This window comes from Acinetobacter sp. CIP-A165, assembly GCF_000367985.1.
GTDB lineage: Bacteria > Pseudomonadota > Gammaproteobacteria > Pseudomonadales > Moraxellaceae > Acinetobacter.
Window position 1 is genome coordinate 1,108,715 of record NZ_KB849202.1, and the last position, 17,853, is coordinate 1,126,567.

15 protein-coding genes and 1 pseudogene are annotated in these 17,853 nt (G+C 39.3%); 4 read left to right on the top strand and 12 right to left on the bottom strand.

Features of this window, described 5'->3' with window-relative positions:
* Positions 1-40 precede the first annotated feature (40 nt).
* The 3 genes from eno to F991_RS10730 form a co-directional block, all read right to left on the bottom strand.
* Positions 41-1,330 (bottom strand): phosphopyruvate hydratase, encoded by a 1,290-nt coding sequence (gene eno / locus F991_RS10720; protein WP_004671269.1) that lies wholly within the window; start codon positions 1,328-1,330, stop codon positions 41-43.
* 91 nt (positions 1,331-1,421) lie between these two features.
* Entirely contained in the window at positions 1,422-2,279 is an 858-nt protein-coding gene (gene kdsA, locus F991_RS10725; RefSeq protein WP_004671271.1) for a 3-deoxy-8-phosphooctulonate synthase, read from the bottom strand.
* Positions 2,280-2,314: 35 nt separating this feature from the next.
* Positions 2,315-3,946, bottom strand: coding sequence for a CTP synthase (locus F991_RS10730; protein ID WP_004671272.1), 1,632 nt, complete (start codon positions 3,944-3,946; stop codon positions 2,315-2,317).
* 370 nt (positions 3,947-4,316) lie between these two features.
* On the opposite strand from F991_RS10730, the gene F991_RS10735 reads away from it, so the two are divergent.
* Entirely contained in the window at positions 4,317-4,775 is a 459-nt protein-coding gene (locus tag F991_RS10735; RefSeq protein WP_004671273.1) for a hypothetical protein, read from the top strand.
* Positions 4,776-4,873: 98 nt separating this feature from the next.
* Here the strand turns inward: F991_RS10735 and F991_RS10740 are convergent, their stop codons facing one another.
* The 4 genes from F991_RS10740 to F991_RS10755 form a co-directional block, all read right to left on the bottom strand.
* Positions 4,874-5,959: a YheT family hydrolase gene (locus F991_RS10740; protein ID WP_004671274.1), complete on the bottom strand. Its 1,086-nt coding sequence runs from the start codon at positions 5,957-5,959 to the stop codon at positions 4,874-4,876.
* 19 nt (positions 5,960-5,978) lie between these two features.
* Entirely contained in the window at positions 5,979-6,695 is a 717-nt protein-coding gene (locus tag F991_RS10745; protein WP_004671275.1) for an SGNH/GDSL hydrolase family protein, read from the bottom strand.
* Between the two features lie 28 nt (positions 6,696-6,723).
* On the bottom strand, positions 6,724-7,137 hold the full coding sequence (locus F991_RS10750; protein WP_004671279.1) for a nuclear transport factor 2 family protein: 414 nt from the start codon (positions 7,135-7,137) through the stop codon (positions 6,724-6,726).
* Positions 7,138-7,220: 83 nt separating this feature from the next.
* Positions 7,221-9,245, bottom strand: coding sequence for an NADPH-dependent 2,4-dienoyl-CoA reductase (locus F991_RS10755; protein ID WP_004671281.1), 2,025 nt, complete (start codon positions 9,243-9,245; stop codon positions 7,221-7,223).
* A 125-nt stretch (positions 9,246-9,370) separates the two neighbouring features.
* Between F991_RS10755 and F991_RS10760 the strand changes: the two genes are divergently transcribed.
* Together F991_RS10760 and F991_RS10765 are read left to right on the top strand one after the other, a co-directional pair.
* Positions 9,371-9,928, top strand: a complete 558-nt coding sequence (locus tag F991_RS10760; RefSeq protein ID WP_004671282.1) for a PadR family transcriptional regulator — start codon at positions 9,371-9,373, stop codon at positions 9,926-9,928.
* Positions 9,928-10,839, top strand: a complete 912-nt coding sequence (locus F991_RS10765) for an alpha/beta fold hydrolase (RefSeq protein WP_004671284.1) — start codon at positions 9,928-9,930, stop codon at positions 10,837-10,839. The genes F991_RS10760 and F991_RS10765 overlap by 1 nt, the downstream gene beginning before the upstream one ends.
* A gap of 61 nt (positions 10,840-10,900) precedes the next feature.
* Here the strand turns inward: F991_RS10765 and F991_RS10770 are convergent, their stop codons facing one another.
* Entirely contained in the window at positions 10,901-11,944 is a 1,044-nt protein-coding gene (locus F991_RS10770; protein WP_004671287.1) for a 3-deoxy-7-phosphoheptulonate synthase, read from the bottom strand.
* Between the two features lie 604 nt (positions 11,945-12,548).
* Between F991_RS10770 and F991_RS10775 the strand changes: the two genes are divergently transcribed.
* Complete coding sequence (locus tag F991_RS10775; protein ID WP_004671288.1) at positions 12,549-14,126, top strand: ATP-binding cassette domain-containing protein; 1,578 nt, start codon at positions 12,549-12,551, stop codon at positions 14,124-14,126.
* A gap of 59 nt (positions 14,127-14,185) precedes the next feature.
* On the opposite strand, the gene F991_RS10780 is transcribed toward F991_RS10775, so the two are convergent.
* From F991_RS10780 to clpS, 4 genes and pseudogenes are all read right to left on the bottom strand, one after another.
* Complete coding sequence (locus tag F991_RS10780; protein WP_004671290.1) at positions 14,186-14,548, bottom strand: YnfA family protein; 363 nt, start codon at positions 14,546-14,548, stop codon at positions 14,186-14,188.
* Positions 14,548-16,833: an ATP-dependent Clp protease ATP-binding subunit ClpA gene (gene clpA, locus F991_RS10785; RefSeq protein WP_004671292.1), complete on the bottom strand. Its 2,286-nt coding sequence runs from the start codon at positions 16,831-16,833 to the stop codon at positions 14,548-14,550. Before clpA ends, F991_RS10780 begins: the two co-directional genes overlap by 1 nt.
* Before the next feature lie 104 nt (positions 16,834-16,937).
* Positions 16,938-17,039, bottom strand: a pseudogene (locus F991_RS17955) (ATP-dependent Clp protease adapter ClpS); the annotation flags it as partial.
* A 380-nt stretch (positions 17,040-17,419) separates the two neighbouring features.
* Positions 17,420-17,833 (bottom strand): ATP-dependent Clp protease adapter ClpS, encoded by a 414-nt coding sequence (clpS, locus tag F991_RS10790; RefSeq protein ID WP_165382367.1) that lies wholly within the window; start codon positions 17,831-17,833, stop codon positions 17,420-17,422.
* Positions 17,834-17,853 lie beyond the last annotated feature (20 nt).

A 17,853-nucleotide genomic window follows, 5' to 3' on the forward strand; every position in this document is an offset into this window, starting at 1 on the left:
GAAAGAGGGTCAGGAGGATTCAACATAGCTGAGATTGACCTTAATTTAGACCTTTAAACTCAGCTTTACCGCGGTAAGCTGCTTGAGTTAACTCTTCAATACGAAGCAATTGGTTATATTTCGCAACACGGTCAGAACGACACAGTGAACCAGTCTTGATTTGACCTGCTGCTGTACCAACTGCTAAATCAGCAATAGTTGAATCTTCTGTTTCACCTGAACGGTGTGAAATAACAGTGCTATAACCATTTGCTTTAGCTAGGTAAATTGCATCTAAAGTTTCAGTCAAAGTACCGATTTGGTTATATTTGATCAGAATAGAGTTACCTACTTTCTCATCAATACCACGTTGTAAAATCTTAGGATTGGTTACAAATAAATCATCACCAACCAATTGGATTTTATCGCCAAGGATTGAAGTGAGGTAGCTCCAACCTTCCCAGTCAGACTCATCCAAACCATCTTCGATTGAGATAATTGGATACTGGTTCACAAGGCCCGCTAAGTAGTCAGCAAATTGATTGCTAGTAAATGCTTTGTTGCCTTCACCCGCAAGAATGTATTGACCATTTTTGTAGAATTCTGATGATGCACAATCAAGCGCAAGCATAATATCAGAACCTGCTTTATAGCCAGTTTTTTCAATTGACTCAAGAATAACGGTGATTGCTTCTTCATTAGAACGAAGGTTCGGTGCAAAACCACCTTCATCACCAACTGCTGTATTTAGACCTTGTTTCTTTAAAACTGATTTTAAAGAATGGAAAATTTCAGCACCTGCACGTAGCGCCTCAGAGAATGAAGTGAAACCGACTGGTTCAATCATGAACTCTTGAATATCTACATTATTATCCGCATGTGAACCACCATTGATGATGTTCATCATTGGAACAGGCATAGTCAAAATCGTTTGACCACGAAGATCTGCGATGTATTGGAAAAGCGGGGTTTTCTTTTCATCAGCAGCAGCACGTGCAACAGCTAAAGATACAGCTAGTGTTGCGTTTGCACCTAATTTTTCTTTGTTTTCAGTACCGTCAAGCGCGATCATTGTATTATCAATGTCTTTTTGCTCAAAAACTGATTTACCCAACAAAGCATCGCGAATCAGTGTGTTAACGTTATTAACTGCTGTACGAACACCTTTACCTAAGTAACGTGCTTTATCACCATCACGAAGTTCTAAAGCTTCACGAGAACCAGTTGAAGCACCAGATGGTGCACATGCACGACCAACAATCCCAGATTCTAAAATTACGTCTGCTTCGATGGTTGGGTTACCACGAGAGTCCAAAATTTCGCGCGCACGAATATCAACGATTTGGCTCATGAACAATTCCTCTGTTGAATGAATAATAAATTAAACCCATATTTCCTTAGCGTTCCCCTTTTATAGAGGAACTCAAAGGGGAAAGATTGGTTTAATGTGTATCTAACTTTTTGAATCCTTTGATCAAAGTATCCAATTCTTTTAATTGTGCCAAGAATGGCTCAAGCTGAGACAAACGCAATGCACAAGGTCCATCACATTTTGCATTTTCAGGGTCTGGATGTGCTTCTAAGAACAAACCAGCTAAACCAGTTGCCATACCAGCACGTGCTAATGTGGTGATTTGCGCACGGCGACCACCAGCTGAATCTGAACGACCGCCCGGTGTTTGCAATGCATGGGTCACATCAAAGAAAACAGGAACATTCATTTCTTTCATCGTGTCAAAACCCAGCATATCAACAACTAAGTTGTTATAACCAAATGCTGAACCACGTTCGCAAAGAATAAGTTTGTCGTTCCCAGCCTCTAAACATTTATGCAAAATATGACGCATTTCATGTGGCGCTAGAAATTGTGCTTTCTTGATATTGATAATCGCCTGTGTCTTTGCCATTGCTTCAACAAGATCAGTCTGACGACTCAAAAAAGCTGGAAGTTGGATAATATCTGCAACTTCCGCAACTTCCGCTGCCTGATACGGTTCATGCACATCGGTAATAATTGGAACATTGAACTGTTTTTTAATGTCTGCAAGCCATTCAATTCCTTTTTCCAAACCTGGACCACGGAATGAATTTAAGCTAGAGCGATTCGCTTTATCAAAGCTTGCTTTGAACACGTAAGGAATATCTAAGCGCTTGCAAATATCAACGTAAGTTTCAGCGATTTCAAAGGCTAAATCTTTTGATTCGAGTACGTTCATTCCGCCAAATAATACAAATGGCAAATGATTTGCCATTTGTATATCGCCTAAACGTACAACTTCTTGTGGTTTTAATTGTGACATCTAAACTTTCCCAGTTTATTTAAAGCCTACATTATTTACTTCTGATGCTGTTTTTTTGCAGCATCAATAAAACTAGCAAATAATGGATGTCCATCACGTGGTGAACTTGTAAATTCCGGGTGGAATTGTACAGCAATAAACCAAGGATGTTCAGGAATTTCTACAGTTTCAACTAAATGTTGTACTGATGAATAACCAGAAACCTTCATTCCAGCTTGTTCAAGTGTTGGAATAAAACGGTCATTCATTTCATAACGATGGCGGTGGCGCTCAACAATTTCAGCTTGACCATAGATGCTACGAATTTTTGCACCCTCAACCAACTCTGATTTTTGTGCACCTAAACGCATCGTACCGCCTAAGTCTGACTCAAGACTACGATGTTGTAATTCGCCACGTTCATCCAGCCATTCTGTAATTAAGCCAATAAGTGGATACTTGGTTGAACGATTAAATTCAGTTGAGGTCGCTTCAGGCAGTCCTGCTACATTACGCGCGTACTCAATCACAGCCAACTGCATACCCAAACAGATACCTAAAAATGGAACACCATTTTCACGCGCATATTGAATTGCACGCATTTTACCTTCGGTACCGCGCTCACCAAAGCCACCTGGTACTAAGATCGCATCCGCAGTTTCAAGTACAGAAATATCCTGACCTTCTAAAGATTCAGCATCAACATAATCAATTTGTACTTTAACGCGATTTTGGATACCCGCATGTAAAAGTGCTTCATTTACAGATTTATAAGCATCTGGTAATTCAACATATTTACCCACCATCGCGACACGCACGATATATTCTGGGTTTAATAGTGCATCAACCACATTATCCCAGTCTTCAAGATTTGCTTCTGGAAGATCATTATAGCCAAAACGTTCGCAGATTAAGTCATCTACGTTTTGCTCAGAGAAATTACGTGGAATTTGATAAATTGTTTTTGCATCTTTACATACAACAACTGCACGTGCTTCCACATTGGTAAACAATGCAATTTTACGTTTAGTATCTGCATCAACATCATATTCAGTACGGCAAATAAGAATATCAGGTTGAATACCAATTGAAAGCAACTCTTTAACAGAGTGCTGAGTTGGTTTGGTTTTAAGTTCAGCAGCCGACTTGATGTATGGCAATAAAGTTAAATGCATCAACATGGTCCGTTTATGACCCAGTTCAACCATAAGCTGACGCACTGACTCCATAAATGGAAGTGATTCGATATCACCTACTGTACCGCCGATCTCGACGATCGCGACATCGTAACCTTCACCGGCACGTAATACACGTTCTTTAATATTATCTGTAATATGCGGAATAACTTGGACTGTACCACCGAGGTAATCACCACGGCGTTCTTTGTTTAAAACGTCTTGGTAGACACGTCCACTGGTGAAGTTATTTAACTTCGTCATTTTTGCACGACGTAGGAAACGTTCGTAATATCCCAAATCTAAGTCAGTTTCAGCACCATCCTCTGTGACAAAAACTTCACCGTGCTGAAATGGGCTCATGGTACCTGGATCGACATTGATATATGGATCCATTTTTACCATCGTGACATTTAAGCCACGAGCTTCCAAAAGTGCGGCAACAGAAGCAGCAGAAATACCTTTACCTAGTGATGAAACCACACCACCAGTGACAAAAATAAAATGGGTCATTAAGTTTCTCGTACAATCAAGCCGAAATCGGCCTACAATGTTGGGCAATTTTACTGTACTCTGCCCCTATAAAGCAAAGTCAAACCGCTTCAATTCAAAGAACTATAAACAACTGGTTATTCTATCAGCATTTTCAATAAAATTTTATGGGATTTATGGAGATTTCATATAAAAATTGCTTTTAACAAATCAAAAACACAGCTCCGATGAGAAAAATTCCCTTAGAACCCCAACATCGATCCACTTCATAACACATGCATCCATGCAAACATTTATAAATTATCAACAAACTCGATAAATCCGAGTGCTTTTTTCAGTTAATTTTGCTGTTATAATCCTCGTCGTCCTTATTTGATATGTTGTTTTAGCGATGGCGAATAATAAACTTTTAATTTGTGCAGCACTTGCGACTGGTCTTTTACTTACAGCTTGTGTGAAAAAAGAAGAACCTAAAAACGAAGAGCAGCCTGAACAGGCTACTGAAACACAAATGACAGAGCAACAGCCTGAAGCTGCGAAAACTGAAGTGTTTGAGTCTTTAGAAAGTATCAATACAGAAGAAGCTCCCGCGCCTGTAGTTGAAACGACTCTTGAAGAAACTGAGAATACGACAACTGAAATTCGTCGTGAAACTCGACCTGCTCAAACCCAAAATACAACTGCTCAATCTGAAGCTCCTCGTACAGAGCAACCTAGAGCAACTCAAACTCAACCTAGCGCGCCACGAGTTGAACAGCCAAAACCATCTAAATCGAATACTTCTGGTCAAAGTGAAGAAGATGCAGTCGCTGCTGCGATCGCTGCTGCAACACCTGCATTAAGCAACTAATCTGCTTAAAAAAAGTATTTAAAAAGCCAGTTCCTTTGCGCCGCTTTCATCACGGTTTAAGGGAGCTGGCTTTTTTATAGCTGGAATATTAACAAACCCTAATAACTCTTAAAAAAATCTGCCATCAATCGTGATGCCCAAGATTTCACCGCTAGGCTTTCATAGAAGCCACAATGACTCCCTTTTTTCGTAGTAATCACGACCATATTATCCATCTGTTGTATCTTGTCCTTATAAGGCTCGAAATTCTTGATTGAACAAACGGGATCATCTTCAGCATTTAGAATCATCAGTGGGATTTTGATATTTTCAAACACGTAAATTGGGTTTATCGCTTTGCAATAAGATTGATAATCCTCATAACCCGCCATTTCAAAATATGCTTTTTCAAACTCCTCTAAGCTTGTTGTCGCCAATACCTTTTCAAGAGAAGCAACCCGACTCCAGATATTTTGATAAGGGTAAATAAAATGTTTGAATAATTTTTTGGTCATCAATTTACTATAAAAAGGATGAACATTTTTAAAGCCTATTTCTGTGTCATAACCCGGACACATCGCGAAAGCTGCCTTAAATGGCGTATCTTCACCTTGCTCCCCCAAATAACGTACCAATAGTCCTGTACCCGCAGAAGATCCCACTGCATATAAATCAGAACTAGGGAATAATTGCTGAATATGATCGAGCTGTTCTTTTAAATCACGAGTAGAACCAAATAAAGAAATTTGTGGCACTGGCATAGGTAAACCAGCATGACCACGGCGTAAACAAAGTGCGATTCGCCAACCCGTATATTGATGTAAATCTTTGACCAACTCTCGCATGCTTTCAAGTGTACCTGTGATGGTATGCATGATCACAACAGTGGGTGTAGTGACAGGAAGATCATATCCATACCAAGCAATTGCGGTCACACCACCATCTTGCATGGTAAGTTGATCTATACGATCATATTCCAGCTTGATTGTTTTCTTTCTAATGATATCAAAATATAAGAGATGGACATGTGTATTACTCAACCAAGGTGTTGGGCGATACTTTTGCTTTAATTGGGGTAACTTCTCCAGAACATCTTTGATTTTGCCTTTTGGGTGATAATACATTTTTGGTGGTTCGGCACCGAGTGCCAAATCAAATAGATTTAAACCTAAAACTTTCAGTTTATTTAGAGTGAATATACCCATACTTCATTCCTCCCTCTACTTAGGGTCTAAACGACTGTCGCACTAAATCTGCGACTTGTTTCCCCCAAATTGCATAAACTTCTTTACTAGGATGAAAGCCATCTCTTGCCATCGGCAGATTTAGCGCCTGCAAAGCTTCGATATCGTATGCAATAAATCTAAATTGATCTTGTGAAGTGAGCCATTGTTGTAATGTTTTATTCATTTGCTCTGCATATTTTCCGAACAACCAAGCCAATGGCTGAGGCAGTGCTGGAAAATGCTGCATCGGTGGTACTCCTGATACAATAACCAATTTTGGTTGAAAGTGTTGCTGTATTTGGGTAAATAATTGTTTTTGTTGTTTTATCCAAGACTTTGCTGAAATAAGTTTAGTCACATCATTAACACCAATAGACGTCACTACAACATCATATTGTTGTTGATCTAAACCCAGTATCGCTTGGAAAACTTGTTTGGTTGTATCACCCGTCTTCGCGTGAAGCTTCCATTGCAAGGCATACTCTGTTTTTAATTCAGAGATAATCACTCCAGATAAGGCATCTTGTTGTGTTTCAACACCTACACCTGCCGCAGCGGAGTCGCCTAAAATTAAGATCGAAAGGGGTTGACCTTGACCAACGCACCCCTCGCGCTCACCACTTGGCTCAGACAAACGTGGCGTATTCTTACGAACGCGTGTTCCCTGTATAATCAGCACAGGTAACAAAGCAATTGTTGAAAGTTTTAGCCACATTTTAATAGTCTCGATATACTTAGGCTATTTATGATTGAGCAGTCTGGTACTGTGCCAATCGAGCGCCCATTTGTTCTGCCAACGCTGCTAAACCACTCATTGGGCGAATCATCACCTCGAAATCAGTAATTTTTCCTTGTTCATCAAAACGGATCATATCAATACCTTTTAATGATTTACCGCTTACATTGGCGCTAAATTCGAGTACGACACTTTCACCATCGTCGGTATAAAACTCACGATGATACTTAAAGTCTTGAAAAACTTGGATGACATTACTCAAGATAAAGAAAACAACTTGTTTCCCGCCATAAGGCTTATGAGCGACTGGCGAGCGGAAAACTACATCATCAGAGAGCAAGTCATTTAAAATGGACAAATCACCTGTTTTAATCATTTGATGCCAAAGTTGTACCGCTTGTTTTGTTATTTCAATCGTCATTGTTATATTTCCTTTTAATTAATTCATAGCGCAATGGACACCTCCTCCTAAGAGAAAATGTCCAAAGTATTAGGTCTGTTTATTTATAGTACCGCAGCCAATTCAGCACCTTGACGAATCGCACGTTTCGCATCTAATTCACCTGCTTCTTTCGCTCCGCCAATCAGATGAACATTCTTACCATCTGCTTTAAGCTGATCAAACATTGCTGTATAAGACTCTTGACCCGCACAGATCACAACATTGTCGACTTCAAGAACAGTGCTGTGACCATTCAAAGTAATATGTAGACCCTGATCATCAACTTTATCGTAGCTAGCACCCGCAATCATTTTGACATCACGATGTTTTAAGCCTGTACGGTGAATCCATCCCGTGGTTTTACCTAAACTAGAACCAACAGCAGCACTCTTACGTTGTAATAAGTAAATTTCGCGTTCAGATTTTTCGAGTTCAGGTTGTTTTAAACCGCCAACATGCTCATACGTGGTATCAATGCCCCATTCTGCATAGAATTTTTCAGGATTTAAGCTACCACTTTCACCTTCATGAGTTAAATACTCTGCTGTATCAAAGCCAATACCACCAGCACCAATAATTGCGACACGCTTACCAACAGGCATACGCTCTTTTAATACTTGGAGGTAGCTTAATACTTTTGGATGATCAATCCCCTCAATCTGTAATTGACGTGGCGTAACCCCTGTTGCAATCACAATATCATCGTAATCTGCTTGGCTAAGCTCTTCATAAGTCACAGTATGATTCAGGACTAATTCAATATTAGGTTGTAATTCAATTTGACGCTTGAAATAACGCAAGGTTTCATAGAATTCTTCTTTACCCGGAATGGTTTTGGCAATATTGAACTGACCACCAATTTGATTACTTGCATCAAACACTTTTACCTTATGACCACGACTTGCAGCATATACAGCAAAACTTAAACCTGCTGGCCCTGCGCCAATGACTGCGATATTTTTGGTCGCATTGGTTTCTTTGAAAATTAACTCAGTTTCATAGCATGCACGTGGGTTAACTAAGCATGTTGCAATACTCATTGAGAAAATATGATCTAAACACGCTTGGTTACAACCAATACAGGTATTAATTTCATCACTACGACCTTCACTCGCCTTCAATACAAATTCAGCATCTGCAAGCATCGGACGCGCCATGGACACCATATCTGCATGACCAGAAGCTAATACGTACTCCGCCATTTCTGGTGTATTGATACGGTTAGAGGTAATCAATGGAATCGATACTGTACCTTTTAGCTTTTCAGTCACCCAAGTAAACGCAGCGCGAGGTACTTTGGTTGCAATCGTTGGAATACGTGCTTCATGCCAGCCAATACCCGTATTAATAATCGTTGCACCTGCTTTTTCAATTTCTTTGGCGAGTTGTACCACTTCTTCTAACGTTGAACCACCTTCAACCAAATCAAGCATGGATAAACGATAGATAATAATGAAATTCTCACCAACAGAAGCTCGAGTACGTTTTACGATTTCGATTGGAAAACGAATACGATTTTCATAACTTCCGCCCCACTCATCATCACGATGATTGGTACGAGCTGCAATAAACTCATTAATGAGGTAACCCTCAGACCCCATGATCTCAACACCATCATAACCCGCATATTGGGCTAGCTTGGCGCAGTTGGCAAAGTCATCAATGGTTTGCTGCACTTCAGCAGAAGACAAAGCTTTCGGTTTAATTGGATTGATCGGTGCTTGAATGGCAGATGGTGCAACGTTATCGGCTTGATACGAATAACGCCCTGTATGCAAAATTTGCATCGCAATTTTACCACCAGCATCATGCACAGCTTGGGTAATGACTTTATGCTTTTCAGCTTCTTCACGTGTATCTAATTTAGTTCCATGCGCAAATACCACGCCATCATCGTTTGGAGAAACACCACCAGTAACAATTAATCCAACATCACCTTTCGCACGTTCAGCATAAAACGCTGCCATACGTTCATAACCTTCCGGTGCTTCTTCTAGACCAATATGCATAGAGCCCATCAGTACACGGTTTTTCAATGTAGTGAAGCCTAAATCAAGTGGTGCTAATAAATTTGGATAAGCTGACATGTGTTCTCCTTTGGCTAGCAATCTGCTTGCTAATGCAACTTGTTGCACAAACTTATAAACAAGATTTGATTTTTATGCAACATTTTGCATAATCTAAAGAGTCACTTTTTATTTCTTGGATGGTTATGTCACTCGCCCATGTTTTATTGACCAGCTTATTGGAAAAACCAAGCTCAGGTTTTGAATTAGCTCGTCGTTTTGATCGCTCCATGGGCTTTTTTTGGAATGCCACTCATCAGCAAATTTATCGTGAACTCAATGGTATGCTGAAAAAAGAATGGATCTCTACCTTAGAAGAGCAAACAGCCAATAGTCGAAAAAAAACCTATCAAATCGAACAGCTCGGAAGAATACAACTCGCTGCATGGATTGAGCAGCAAAGTGAACCAGCTCAACTACGTGATGATCTCATGGTTAGACTAAGAGCTGAAGCGCAACTAGGTGGCAATAAAATTTTGCCCGAATTAGAACGGCATTTAATATTACATAAGGAAAAATTAAGCCTTTATCAAGCTATTCATGATAAAGATTTTAAAAATACCGAACCGACCAATCGCGTTTTGTTTATCCATAAAATGATTCTTGAACTTGGTATCATTAAAGAAAACGAATGGATAAAATGGTTAGAACAGATGATTCCTCAACTTAAGAAGTTTGATGAACTAGACAAAGGAGAAAAATAATGCCGTTTTATAGCATGCCCGATCAACAAAAATTATTTGTACGACGTGTGGGTGAAGGTGAACCTGTACTTGTGTTATCTGGGCTGGGTATGCAAAGCTGGCAATGGCTTCCTTTTTTATTTGCTAATCGTAAGCAATATGAATTTATTATTCCAGATTGGCGTGGCTTTGGTGGTTCAAAACACTGCGCAATTCCTGAGACTGATGCAATTTCTAGTCATTGGAATGATATTGATCATCTGATTAAACAATTAAAATTAGATCAGTTTATCTTGATGAGCTACTCCATGGGCGCAACTACAGCGATGCATGGCATGAAACATGGTGGTTTGGCAGAAAAACTCAAAGCCTATCTTCATATTGACCAAACCCCTAAGATTTCGGTAGACGACTCTTGGCATTATGGCTTGTTTGGACAAAAGCACGCTCAATTCAAAAATCTACTTCTCGATATTCAAACACTTTTATTAGATTATAAGCATGCACAAAAGCTTGAAGACCTACCAAATGATATCCGTTATAAGCTAGTAAGTTTATGGGCCGCTTTTATTGAACTACAAAGTAGCAATACCTATAGCCCTAAAATCGTTAAACTCGCACTAAATCGCCCCTTCCTACAAAAATATTTACTGCCGATTCAACGTTTAGATTATTTGCTTTGGTATGTTGAAAATTATTTAAATCACAATGAAGACTATAGAGAAGCGATTCGCCAAGTGAACTGCCCAACCACGTTCTTTATCGGTCGTGAATCTAGCCTTTACCCTGAAACTGGTCAGACACTGATTGCAAAGAGTCTAACAAATGCTAAAACTGTTTATTTTGAACGCTCTGGACATACACCATTGATTACAGAACCCAGAAAGTTTAGCCAAGAGATTGGTCGTTTTCTTAGCGCGCAGTCCATATAAGCGGTTTTACGGAATTGAATAAAAAAGCCAATCTGATCTAGATTGGCTTTTTTAAGGAAGATTATTTCTTATGTCTCATTTGTTCAGCAATATCTAACAAAACTTGTTCCGTTTTATCCCAACCTAAACAACCATCTGTTACTGATTGACCATAAGTCATATCACAAGAAATCTTCTGACTCCCATCAACTAAATGGCTTTCAAGCATAACACCACGTACGTTTGATTCAGCTCGCTCAACAATAATTTGCTGCAAAACCTGTGGTTGTAACAAAGGATCTTTACCACTATTGCCATGACTGCAATCAATCACCAATGCTGGTAAATGCTTATGTTTAAAATGCATCGCCTGAATCGCTGCCAAATCATAGTTTGTCCCTTGATTTGAACCACGTAAAATCAAATGTGGCAATGGATTACCTTCACTATGCAAAATTGCAGGTAAACCTTGTTGTGTCATGCCTAAAAATTGATGACCATGCAGCGCAGATTGGATTGCATCTAACGCAATTTGAATCGAACCATCGGTACCATTCTTGAAGCCAATACTGTAGGGCATATGGCTAGCAATCTCACGGTGAATTTGAGATTCGCTGGTACGCGCACCAATTGCCCCCCAAGCGAGTAAATCATCAAAATAACCTGTTGCCATTGGGCTTAGAATTTCACTTGCAATTGGCAAACCCTTTTCAACAAGTTGTAAGTAAAGCGCGCGCGATTTTTCTAAACCCAACTGTAAATCTGATGATCCATCTAAATTTGGATCATACAAAAAACCTTTCCAACCCACTGTTGTCCGTGGTTTTTCAATATATGCACGCATAACAAGAAATATCTGATCTTTTACTTGTTCTTGTAGTTGCTGTAGACGATCAGCATATTCTAGAACGGCGATAGGATCATGAATCGAACAAGGCCCTGTAATCACCATTAAACGGTGATCTTGCCCTGATAAAATATTCTGAATCGTTTGACGATGTTTTGAGATTTGCTGCGCTAAAGTAGCAGACAAGGGATACTGCGCTTTAAGTTGCGAAGGTAAGCTGAGCATTGTTTCTTTTGTATGACTTTTTGATTGTGTTAAAGCAGTATTTAAAGCGTTCATTGGCAATTCCTTTGGACTGTCGCACAGTCCGAATATTTATTTGAGCAAGTGTGATCTAAGCGATGTTGATTTCTTTGCAAAGTAAAACCAAGAAGTCTTGCTAAAATATGAAACGTTAAATATGTACATGCTATTTCTCCTAAAGTGATGAATATTAAAGCATAAAAAAACCTGATCGGGGTTGCCGATCAGGTATTAACTGGTTGGGCAACCTTTTGTCGCCCGAAACGCTTCAGGCAACTAAATATATTGCCAAAAATAAAAGTAAGCGTTTGTGTTTACAGTATGCTTTAACATCATTATTTCAAATATCTAAAAAACTGTTCTTCCTTACTAAACTACGCACTATTAGGGCATTTGACAAGCTTTTTTTCTCTTTTTTAACTGCGACTGTAAAAAGGTGAAATTTGACCTTTGACTTTTTCACCAATAGAATAATGCATAAATAAACCCATTTGAGATCACGCCGATGAAGTAAGTTCTATTTTTATCATCAAAGTTCACTTCCCTTTTTGATGTGCAAAATAGACTTATCTATCGTTTAGCGATTCGTATTCTAAAACCCCTCTCATTCTATTTTGCATATCCTGTTTATGAGGTTCTTATGACTCAACAGGCATGTATCATTACCAATCTAACACTAGAACTATCTCAGCTTAAGCTCTTTGAAAGCCTATCCTTTCAAATCCCCTTAAAACAATTTTCTGGATTGATTGGTCGTAATGGCCAAGGTAAATCGGTATTAATGTCTATTCTGCATAGACAAGCAGCCAGTAACCTATCTTATTCAGGTCAAATTTCGTGGCGATGCCCACATCAATATTTGGCGCAACTTCAGCGTGTGCAAGCACAGACCATTGCTCAGGCCTTAGACATTGAAAATTTATATTTAAGTTTTCAGTATATTCAACAAGGTAACGCTTCATTTACAGATTATGAACAGGTGGAAAATCTGTGGCATTTGCCTATGCAATGGCAGCAGCTCTTAGAAAGCGCTGGCTTACCCACAGATCTCAGCACACCTATTCAACATTTAAGTGAAGGTCAAAAAACCAAACTTGCACTTTGTCGTTTATTTCTACTTAAAGATCATTATCTGCTACTAGATGAACCCAGTAATCATTTGGATACTCAGGGTCGTCAATGGCTAATCAATCAAATGGCTCAACATACTACAGGTGGGCTCATCATTAGTCATGATCGACAGCTATTAGCTCATGTAGAAAGTATTTTTGCATTAAATCAATTTGGTTTAAATTATTATGGTGGGAACTATGCACTGTATCAGCAACAGCATCACTCCAAAGTCGAAGCTTTATCGCAAGCTGTTCAACAAGAAAAAAGAGAATTGAAGCATCTTAAGGAACAGCAACATCTCAGTCAAATGAAAGCTCAAAAGCGTAAAAAAATAGGTGAAAAGTTAAGGTCGTCTGGTTCGCAAGCTCCAATCTTGTTGGACGCAAAAAAAGAGCAAGCCGAGCAATCACTCTCTCATCTACGTAAGCAACAGAACAACCAATTAGCGGATGCAAAAGACGAGTTGCTACATAAGCAAACTCAACTGGAACATTTGAAACCGCAATCTTTTGAATTTACCCAAATCTCAGGAAAGTTATCAGAAGAAATCTTACGCTGCCATCAGGTTAAATTGGCTTTTGCGAATACCACTCCCCTTAATCTTGCAATCTCTGCTAGAGAGAAATTGCATTTAAAAGGTATAAATGGCATTGGTAAATCAACTTTACTAAAGACCATCCACGGTCAAATTCCTCCAGCTTCAGGAGAAATTTATTGCAAAGTAGATTCTATTTATCTGGATCAAAATGTTTCATTGCTTGATGAAAATATTTCTGCCGTTGATTATTTATGTAGTTTTGATTCAAATCTGACCGAGCAACAAGCGCGAACTTTGCTTGGAAATTTACAAATCCGTAGAGATAAAGCACTTACTCCTTTAGCAACTTTGAGTGGTGGCGAACGCTTAAAAGTGTCATTGCTTGCGTTGAAACAACAAACTGTAGAGCTATTACTTTTGGATGAACCAGAAAATCATCTCGACATCGAATCACGCGAATTACTCGCTCAGGCAATTCGCTCTTTTAATGGTGCGGTGATATTAGTATCACATGATGAATCTTTCGTAGAAGAATGCGGAATTTCAGAAGATTATGTATTGATGTAGTATTTTTTCTCATATTTCTAAATAAGCGTGACAACATGATTGTTGTTATGCTTAAGCGCTTAACGCACCAACCCTTGCGGTTGTAAGATAATCAAGCTTGCACCACAAAGCACAATGATCCCACCCAAGACATCCCAGCGCGTCAACATTACTTGATCAACGTAACGTAGCCACATCAACGCAGTGAAAATATAAACACCACCATAAGCCGCATAAATACGACCTGATGCAGCTGGATGTAATGTGAGTAACCACACAAACACAGCTAGACTCAATGCTGTCGGTATCCACAACCAATGAGACTTGCCATGATTCAAAATCAAATAAGGAAAATAGCAACCTAAGATTTCAGCAATTGCAGTTAATAAAAATAACCCGAATACACTTAGTATTCGGATTATAGAAAAAGAGAATTCAAACATTAAGCGGGTTCAGCACTCGGATTGATATGGTCTTCAAATACTTCCAATTTCAAACCAACTTCTTTGCCATCTTCATGTTTGACAGAAACAGCAACATTACCGCCATGTTCAGCCAACTCACCAAATAAAATCATCTCAGCAAGTGGTTTTTTCAAATGCTCTTGAATCAAACGTTGCATTGGACGAGCACCCATGAGGCGATCATAGCCATTGGTCGATAACCAGTCACGTGCACTTTGATCAACTTCAAGCACCACTTGTTTTTCATCTAGCTGCGCTTGGAGTTCTGTTAAGAACTTATCAACCACAGATTCAATGACTGTTGTTGGTAATGATTTAAATTGAATCACACCATCCAAACGGTTACGGAATTCAGGTGAGAATGCACGTTTCATCGCATCTTGGTTATCGGCACTGTGATCTTGTTCTGTAAAACCAATACTTGCACGAGAAATACTTTCCGCACCGACATTGGTTGTTAATACAATAATCACATTTCTAAAATCAGACTTACGACCATTGTTATCGGTTAAAGCCCCATGATCCATGACTTGTAATAATAAATTGAATACATCTGGATGTGCTTTTTCAATTTCATCAAGTAACAAGACACAATGTGGGTTTTTGTGAATCGCATCGGTCAACAAACCGCCTTGATCATAACCAACATAACCTGGAGGTGCACCAATCAAGCGTGAAACTGCATGACGCTCCATATATTCAGACATATCGAAACGGACAAACTCCACACCTAACAGTTTTGCCAATTGTTTGGTAACTTCTGTTTTACCAACCCCTGTGGGCCCAGCAAATACAAAACTTCCAACAGGTTTGTCTGGTGCTTTTAAACCTGCACGAGAAAGCTTAATTGCTGACGATAAAGCTGTAATTGCTTCATCTTGACCAAAGACCACACGTTTTAAATCACGCTCAAGATTTTCCAACACAGTCTTGTCATCTTTCGAGACTGTTTTAGGTGGAATACGCGCAATCTTAGACACGATATCCTCAATGTTTTCGACAGAAATCAGTGAGCCATCGACTTCCGCCTTCAAACGACGTCCCGCACCTGCTTCATCAATAACATCAATCGCCTTATCGGGTAAAAAACGGTCATTGATGAATTTTGCAGAAAGCTCCACAGCAGCCACAAGTGCTTTGTCGTCGTATTCAACATGATGGAAATCTTCAAATTTGCTTTTCAGACCACGTAAGATCTCGATCGTTTCCCCAATACTAGGCTCACTAACGTCAACCTTTTGGAAACGGCGTGATAATGCATGATCCTTTTCAAATACTTGACGATATTCTTGGAAAGTTGTTGAACCGATACAACGTAAACTTCCGTTTGCCAAAGCAGGTTTAATAAGATTTGATGCATCCATTGTGCTGCCCATACTTGAGCCAGCACCAATAATCATATGGATTTCATCAATAAATAGAATTGCATTCGGATTCTTTTTTAACGCATTTAACAATTGTTTCAAACGTTTTTCAAAGTCACCGCGATATTTAGTCCCTGCAACCAATGCACCAATGTCTAAGCTATAAACTTCAGCATTTGCTAAAGGTTTTGGTGCTTTACCATTGACAATCAACCATGCCAAACCTTCGGCAATCGAAGTTTTTCCGACACCCGGATCTCCCACTAAGAGTGGGTTATTTTTACGACGGCGACATAAAATTTGTGCCGCACGCTCAATTTCTTTCTCACGACCAATTAAAGGGTCAGTTTTACCCTTTTGCGCTTCAGTATTTAGATTTAACGTGTATTGCTCTAAAGGCCCTGCATTTGCAGATGCTGCGCTTTCACCATCAATATCTTCAACTTCTTCTTCAACTTGAATCTCTTCTTTACGTGTTCCATGAGATAAGTACTGAGTCAAAGTTAAACGATTAATTTGATGTCGTTTCAATAAATAAACAGCGAAAGAATCTCTTTCAGAATACATGGCAACTAATACGTCTGCCCCTTCAACGGTACGATCTCCACCGCTTGATTGAACATGAAAAATTGCTCGTTGCAAAATTCGGTCAAAACTTTCCGTTGGGTGTGGTGCTTGTTCGCTATTATCACCAAGCTTTGGGGTGTGTTGCTCTACATATTCCTCTAACTCTTTACGTAAAGTAACGATATCAGCACCACATGCTTTTAGTGCATTCACAGCTGAATCATTATCAAGCAAAGCGAGCAATAGATGTTCAACTGTCAGAAACTCATGCCTCTTTTGACGAGCCATGCTTACAGCCAAACGTAACGATACTTCTAATTGACGACTGAGCATGTAACCCCCTTATATTTTGGGCTAGATCAAAAAAAGACGCATCTTTAACTGAAAAAGCCAATTATGGACTAATCCGCTTGAGTATCTGCAATCGTTATCTAACATACGTTTACAAGTCTCTTTGCTTCATAGTCTACTGTTAGCATTAGTTGAGTGTATTGGTCAAGATTCAAAACAAAGTATTGTTGTAAAAATTTAATTACAAAGAGAATATGAACCATTCAATTGTTTAAAAAACAAACATACTTATTGTTTAACCGTTACTTTCCTTCATCATCCATTCAAATTTTACTTGAACGTATGATTATATTTTTTACTCGAGATTAAAACTTTGCTACACCTGCCACTCGAGCATACGAGACATATATGGCTATGGCGCAAGGTCTTCTTACGAAGCTTTAAAGGCATCTCAGGACAAAGCCTTAAGCGATGCTTTAAGTTTGTTTTATCCGCCACTCGGAGCATATAAGCCATATATGGCGCAAGGTCTTGCGCATGAGGAATATATTCTGCAAGAACGTTGCTTTGTTTAACCCGCCACTCGAGCGTAGCTCTCATCTTGCGCAGCTAAAAAGCGTTGCTTTTCTTAACGCTGCTCAGGTTCGATCTGACAAAGCAACGGGTGTCCTTGTGCACGCGCATAATTATTAACTTGATTTGCTTTAGTTTCAGCAATATCTCGAGGATAAATACCCGCAGTGCCTTTGCCTTCATAATGGACTGTTAGCATTACTTGACTTGCTTGATCCAAGTCCATAGAGAAATAACTTTGTAGTACATCAATCACAAAATCCATTGGCGTGTAATCATCGTTTAATAAAACAACTGCATACAATGGTGGTCGCTGCACTGCTGGTGGAGCTGTTTGCACAACCAGCTCACCATCATGATCCTCTTGCGAATCACTTAAACGAGGATTTAAGTGCCAGTCAACATAACCCGATTGATGAAAAGAGTTTTTCACTTCACTTAAATTCATTTGACGTCGATATCTTCGCATATTCGGTTCTTAATCTATAA

What these genes read in the sequence shown, in the direction of transcription:
- eno (WP_004671269.1), bottom strand. Translation starts at nt 1,330, where the DNA reads ATGAGCCAAATCGTTGATATTCGTGCGCGCGAAATTTTGGACTCTCGT.
- kdsA (WP_004671271.1), bottom strand. Translation starts at nt 2,279, where the DNA reads ATGTCACAATTAAAACCACAAGAAGTTGTACGTTTAGGCGATATACAA.
- F991_RS10730 (WP_004671272.1), bottom strand. Translation starts at nt 3,946, where the DNA reads ATGACCCATTTTATTTTTGTCACTGGTGGTGTGGTTTCATCACTAGGT.
- F991_RS10735 (WP_004671273.1), top strand. Translation starts at nt 4,317, where the DNA reads ATGGCGAATAATAAACTTTTAATTTGTGCAGCACTTGCGACTGGTCTT.
- F991_RS10740 (WP_004671274.1), bottom strand. Translation starts at nt 5,959, where the DNA reads ATGGGTATATTCACTCTAAATAAACTGAAAGTTTTAGGTTTAAATCTA.
- F991_RS10745 (WP_004671275.1), bottom strand. Translation starts at nt 6,695, where the DNA reads ATGTGGCTAAAACTTTCAACAATTGCTTTGTTACCTGTGCTGATTATA.
- F991_RS10750 (WP_004671279.1), bottom strand. Translation starts at nt 7,137, where the DNA reads ATGACGATTGAAATAACAAAACAAGCGGTACAACTTTGGCATCAAATG.
- F991_RS10755 (WP_004671281.1), bottom strand. Translation starts at nt 9,245, where the DNA reads ATGTCAGCTTATCCAAATTTATTAGCACCACTTGATTTAGGCTTCACT.
- F991_RS10760 (WP_004671282.1), top strand. Translation starts at nt 9,371, where the DNA reads ATGTCACTCGCCCATGTTTTATTGACCAGCTTATTGGAAAAACCAAGC.
- F991_RS10765 (WP_004671284.1), top strand. Translation starts at nt 9,928, where the DNA reads ATGCCGTTTTATAGCATGCCCGATCAACAAAAATTATTTGTACGACGT.
- F991_RS10770 (WP_004671287.1), bottom strand. Translation starts at nt 11,944, where the DNA reads ATGAACGCTTTAAATACTGCTTTAACACAATCAAAAAGTCATACAAAA.
- F991_RS10775 (WP_004671288.1), top strand. Translation starts at nt 12,549, where the DNA reads ATGACTCAACAGGCATGTATCATTACCAATCTAACACTAGAACTATCT.
- F991_RS10780 (WP_004671290.1), bottom strand. Translation starts at nt 14,548, where the DNA reads ATGTTTGAATTCTCTTTTTCTATAATCCGAATACTAAGTGTATTCGGG.
- clpA (WP_004671292.1), bottom strand. Translation starts at nt 16,833, where the DNA reads ATGCTCAGTCGTCAATTAGAAGTATCGTTACGTTTGGCTGTAAGCATG.
- clpS (WP_165382367.1), bottom strand. Translation starts at nt 17,833, where the DNA reads ATGCGAAGATATCGACGTCAAATGAATTTAAGTGAAGTGAAAAACTCT.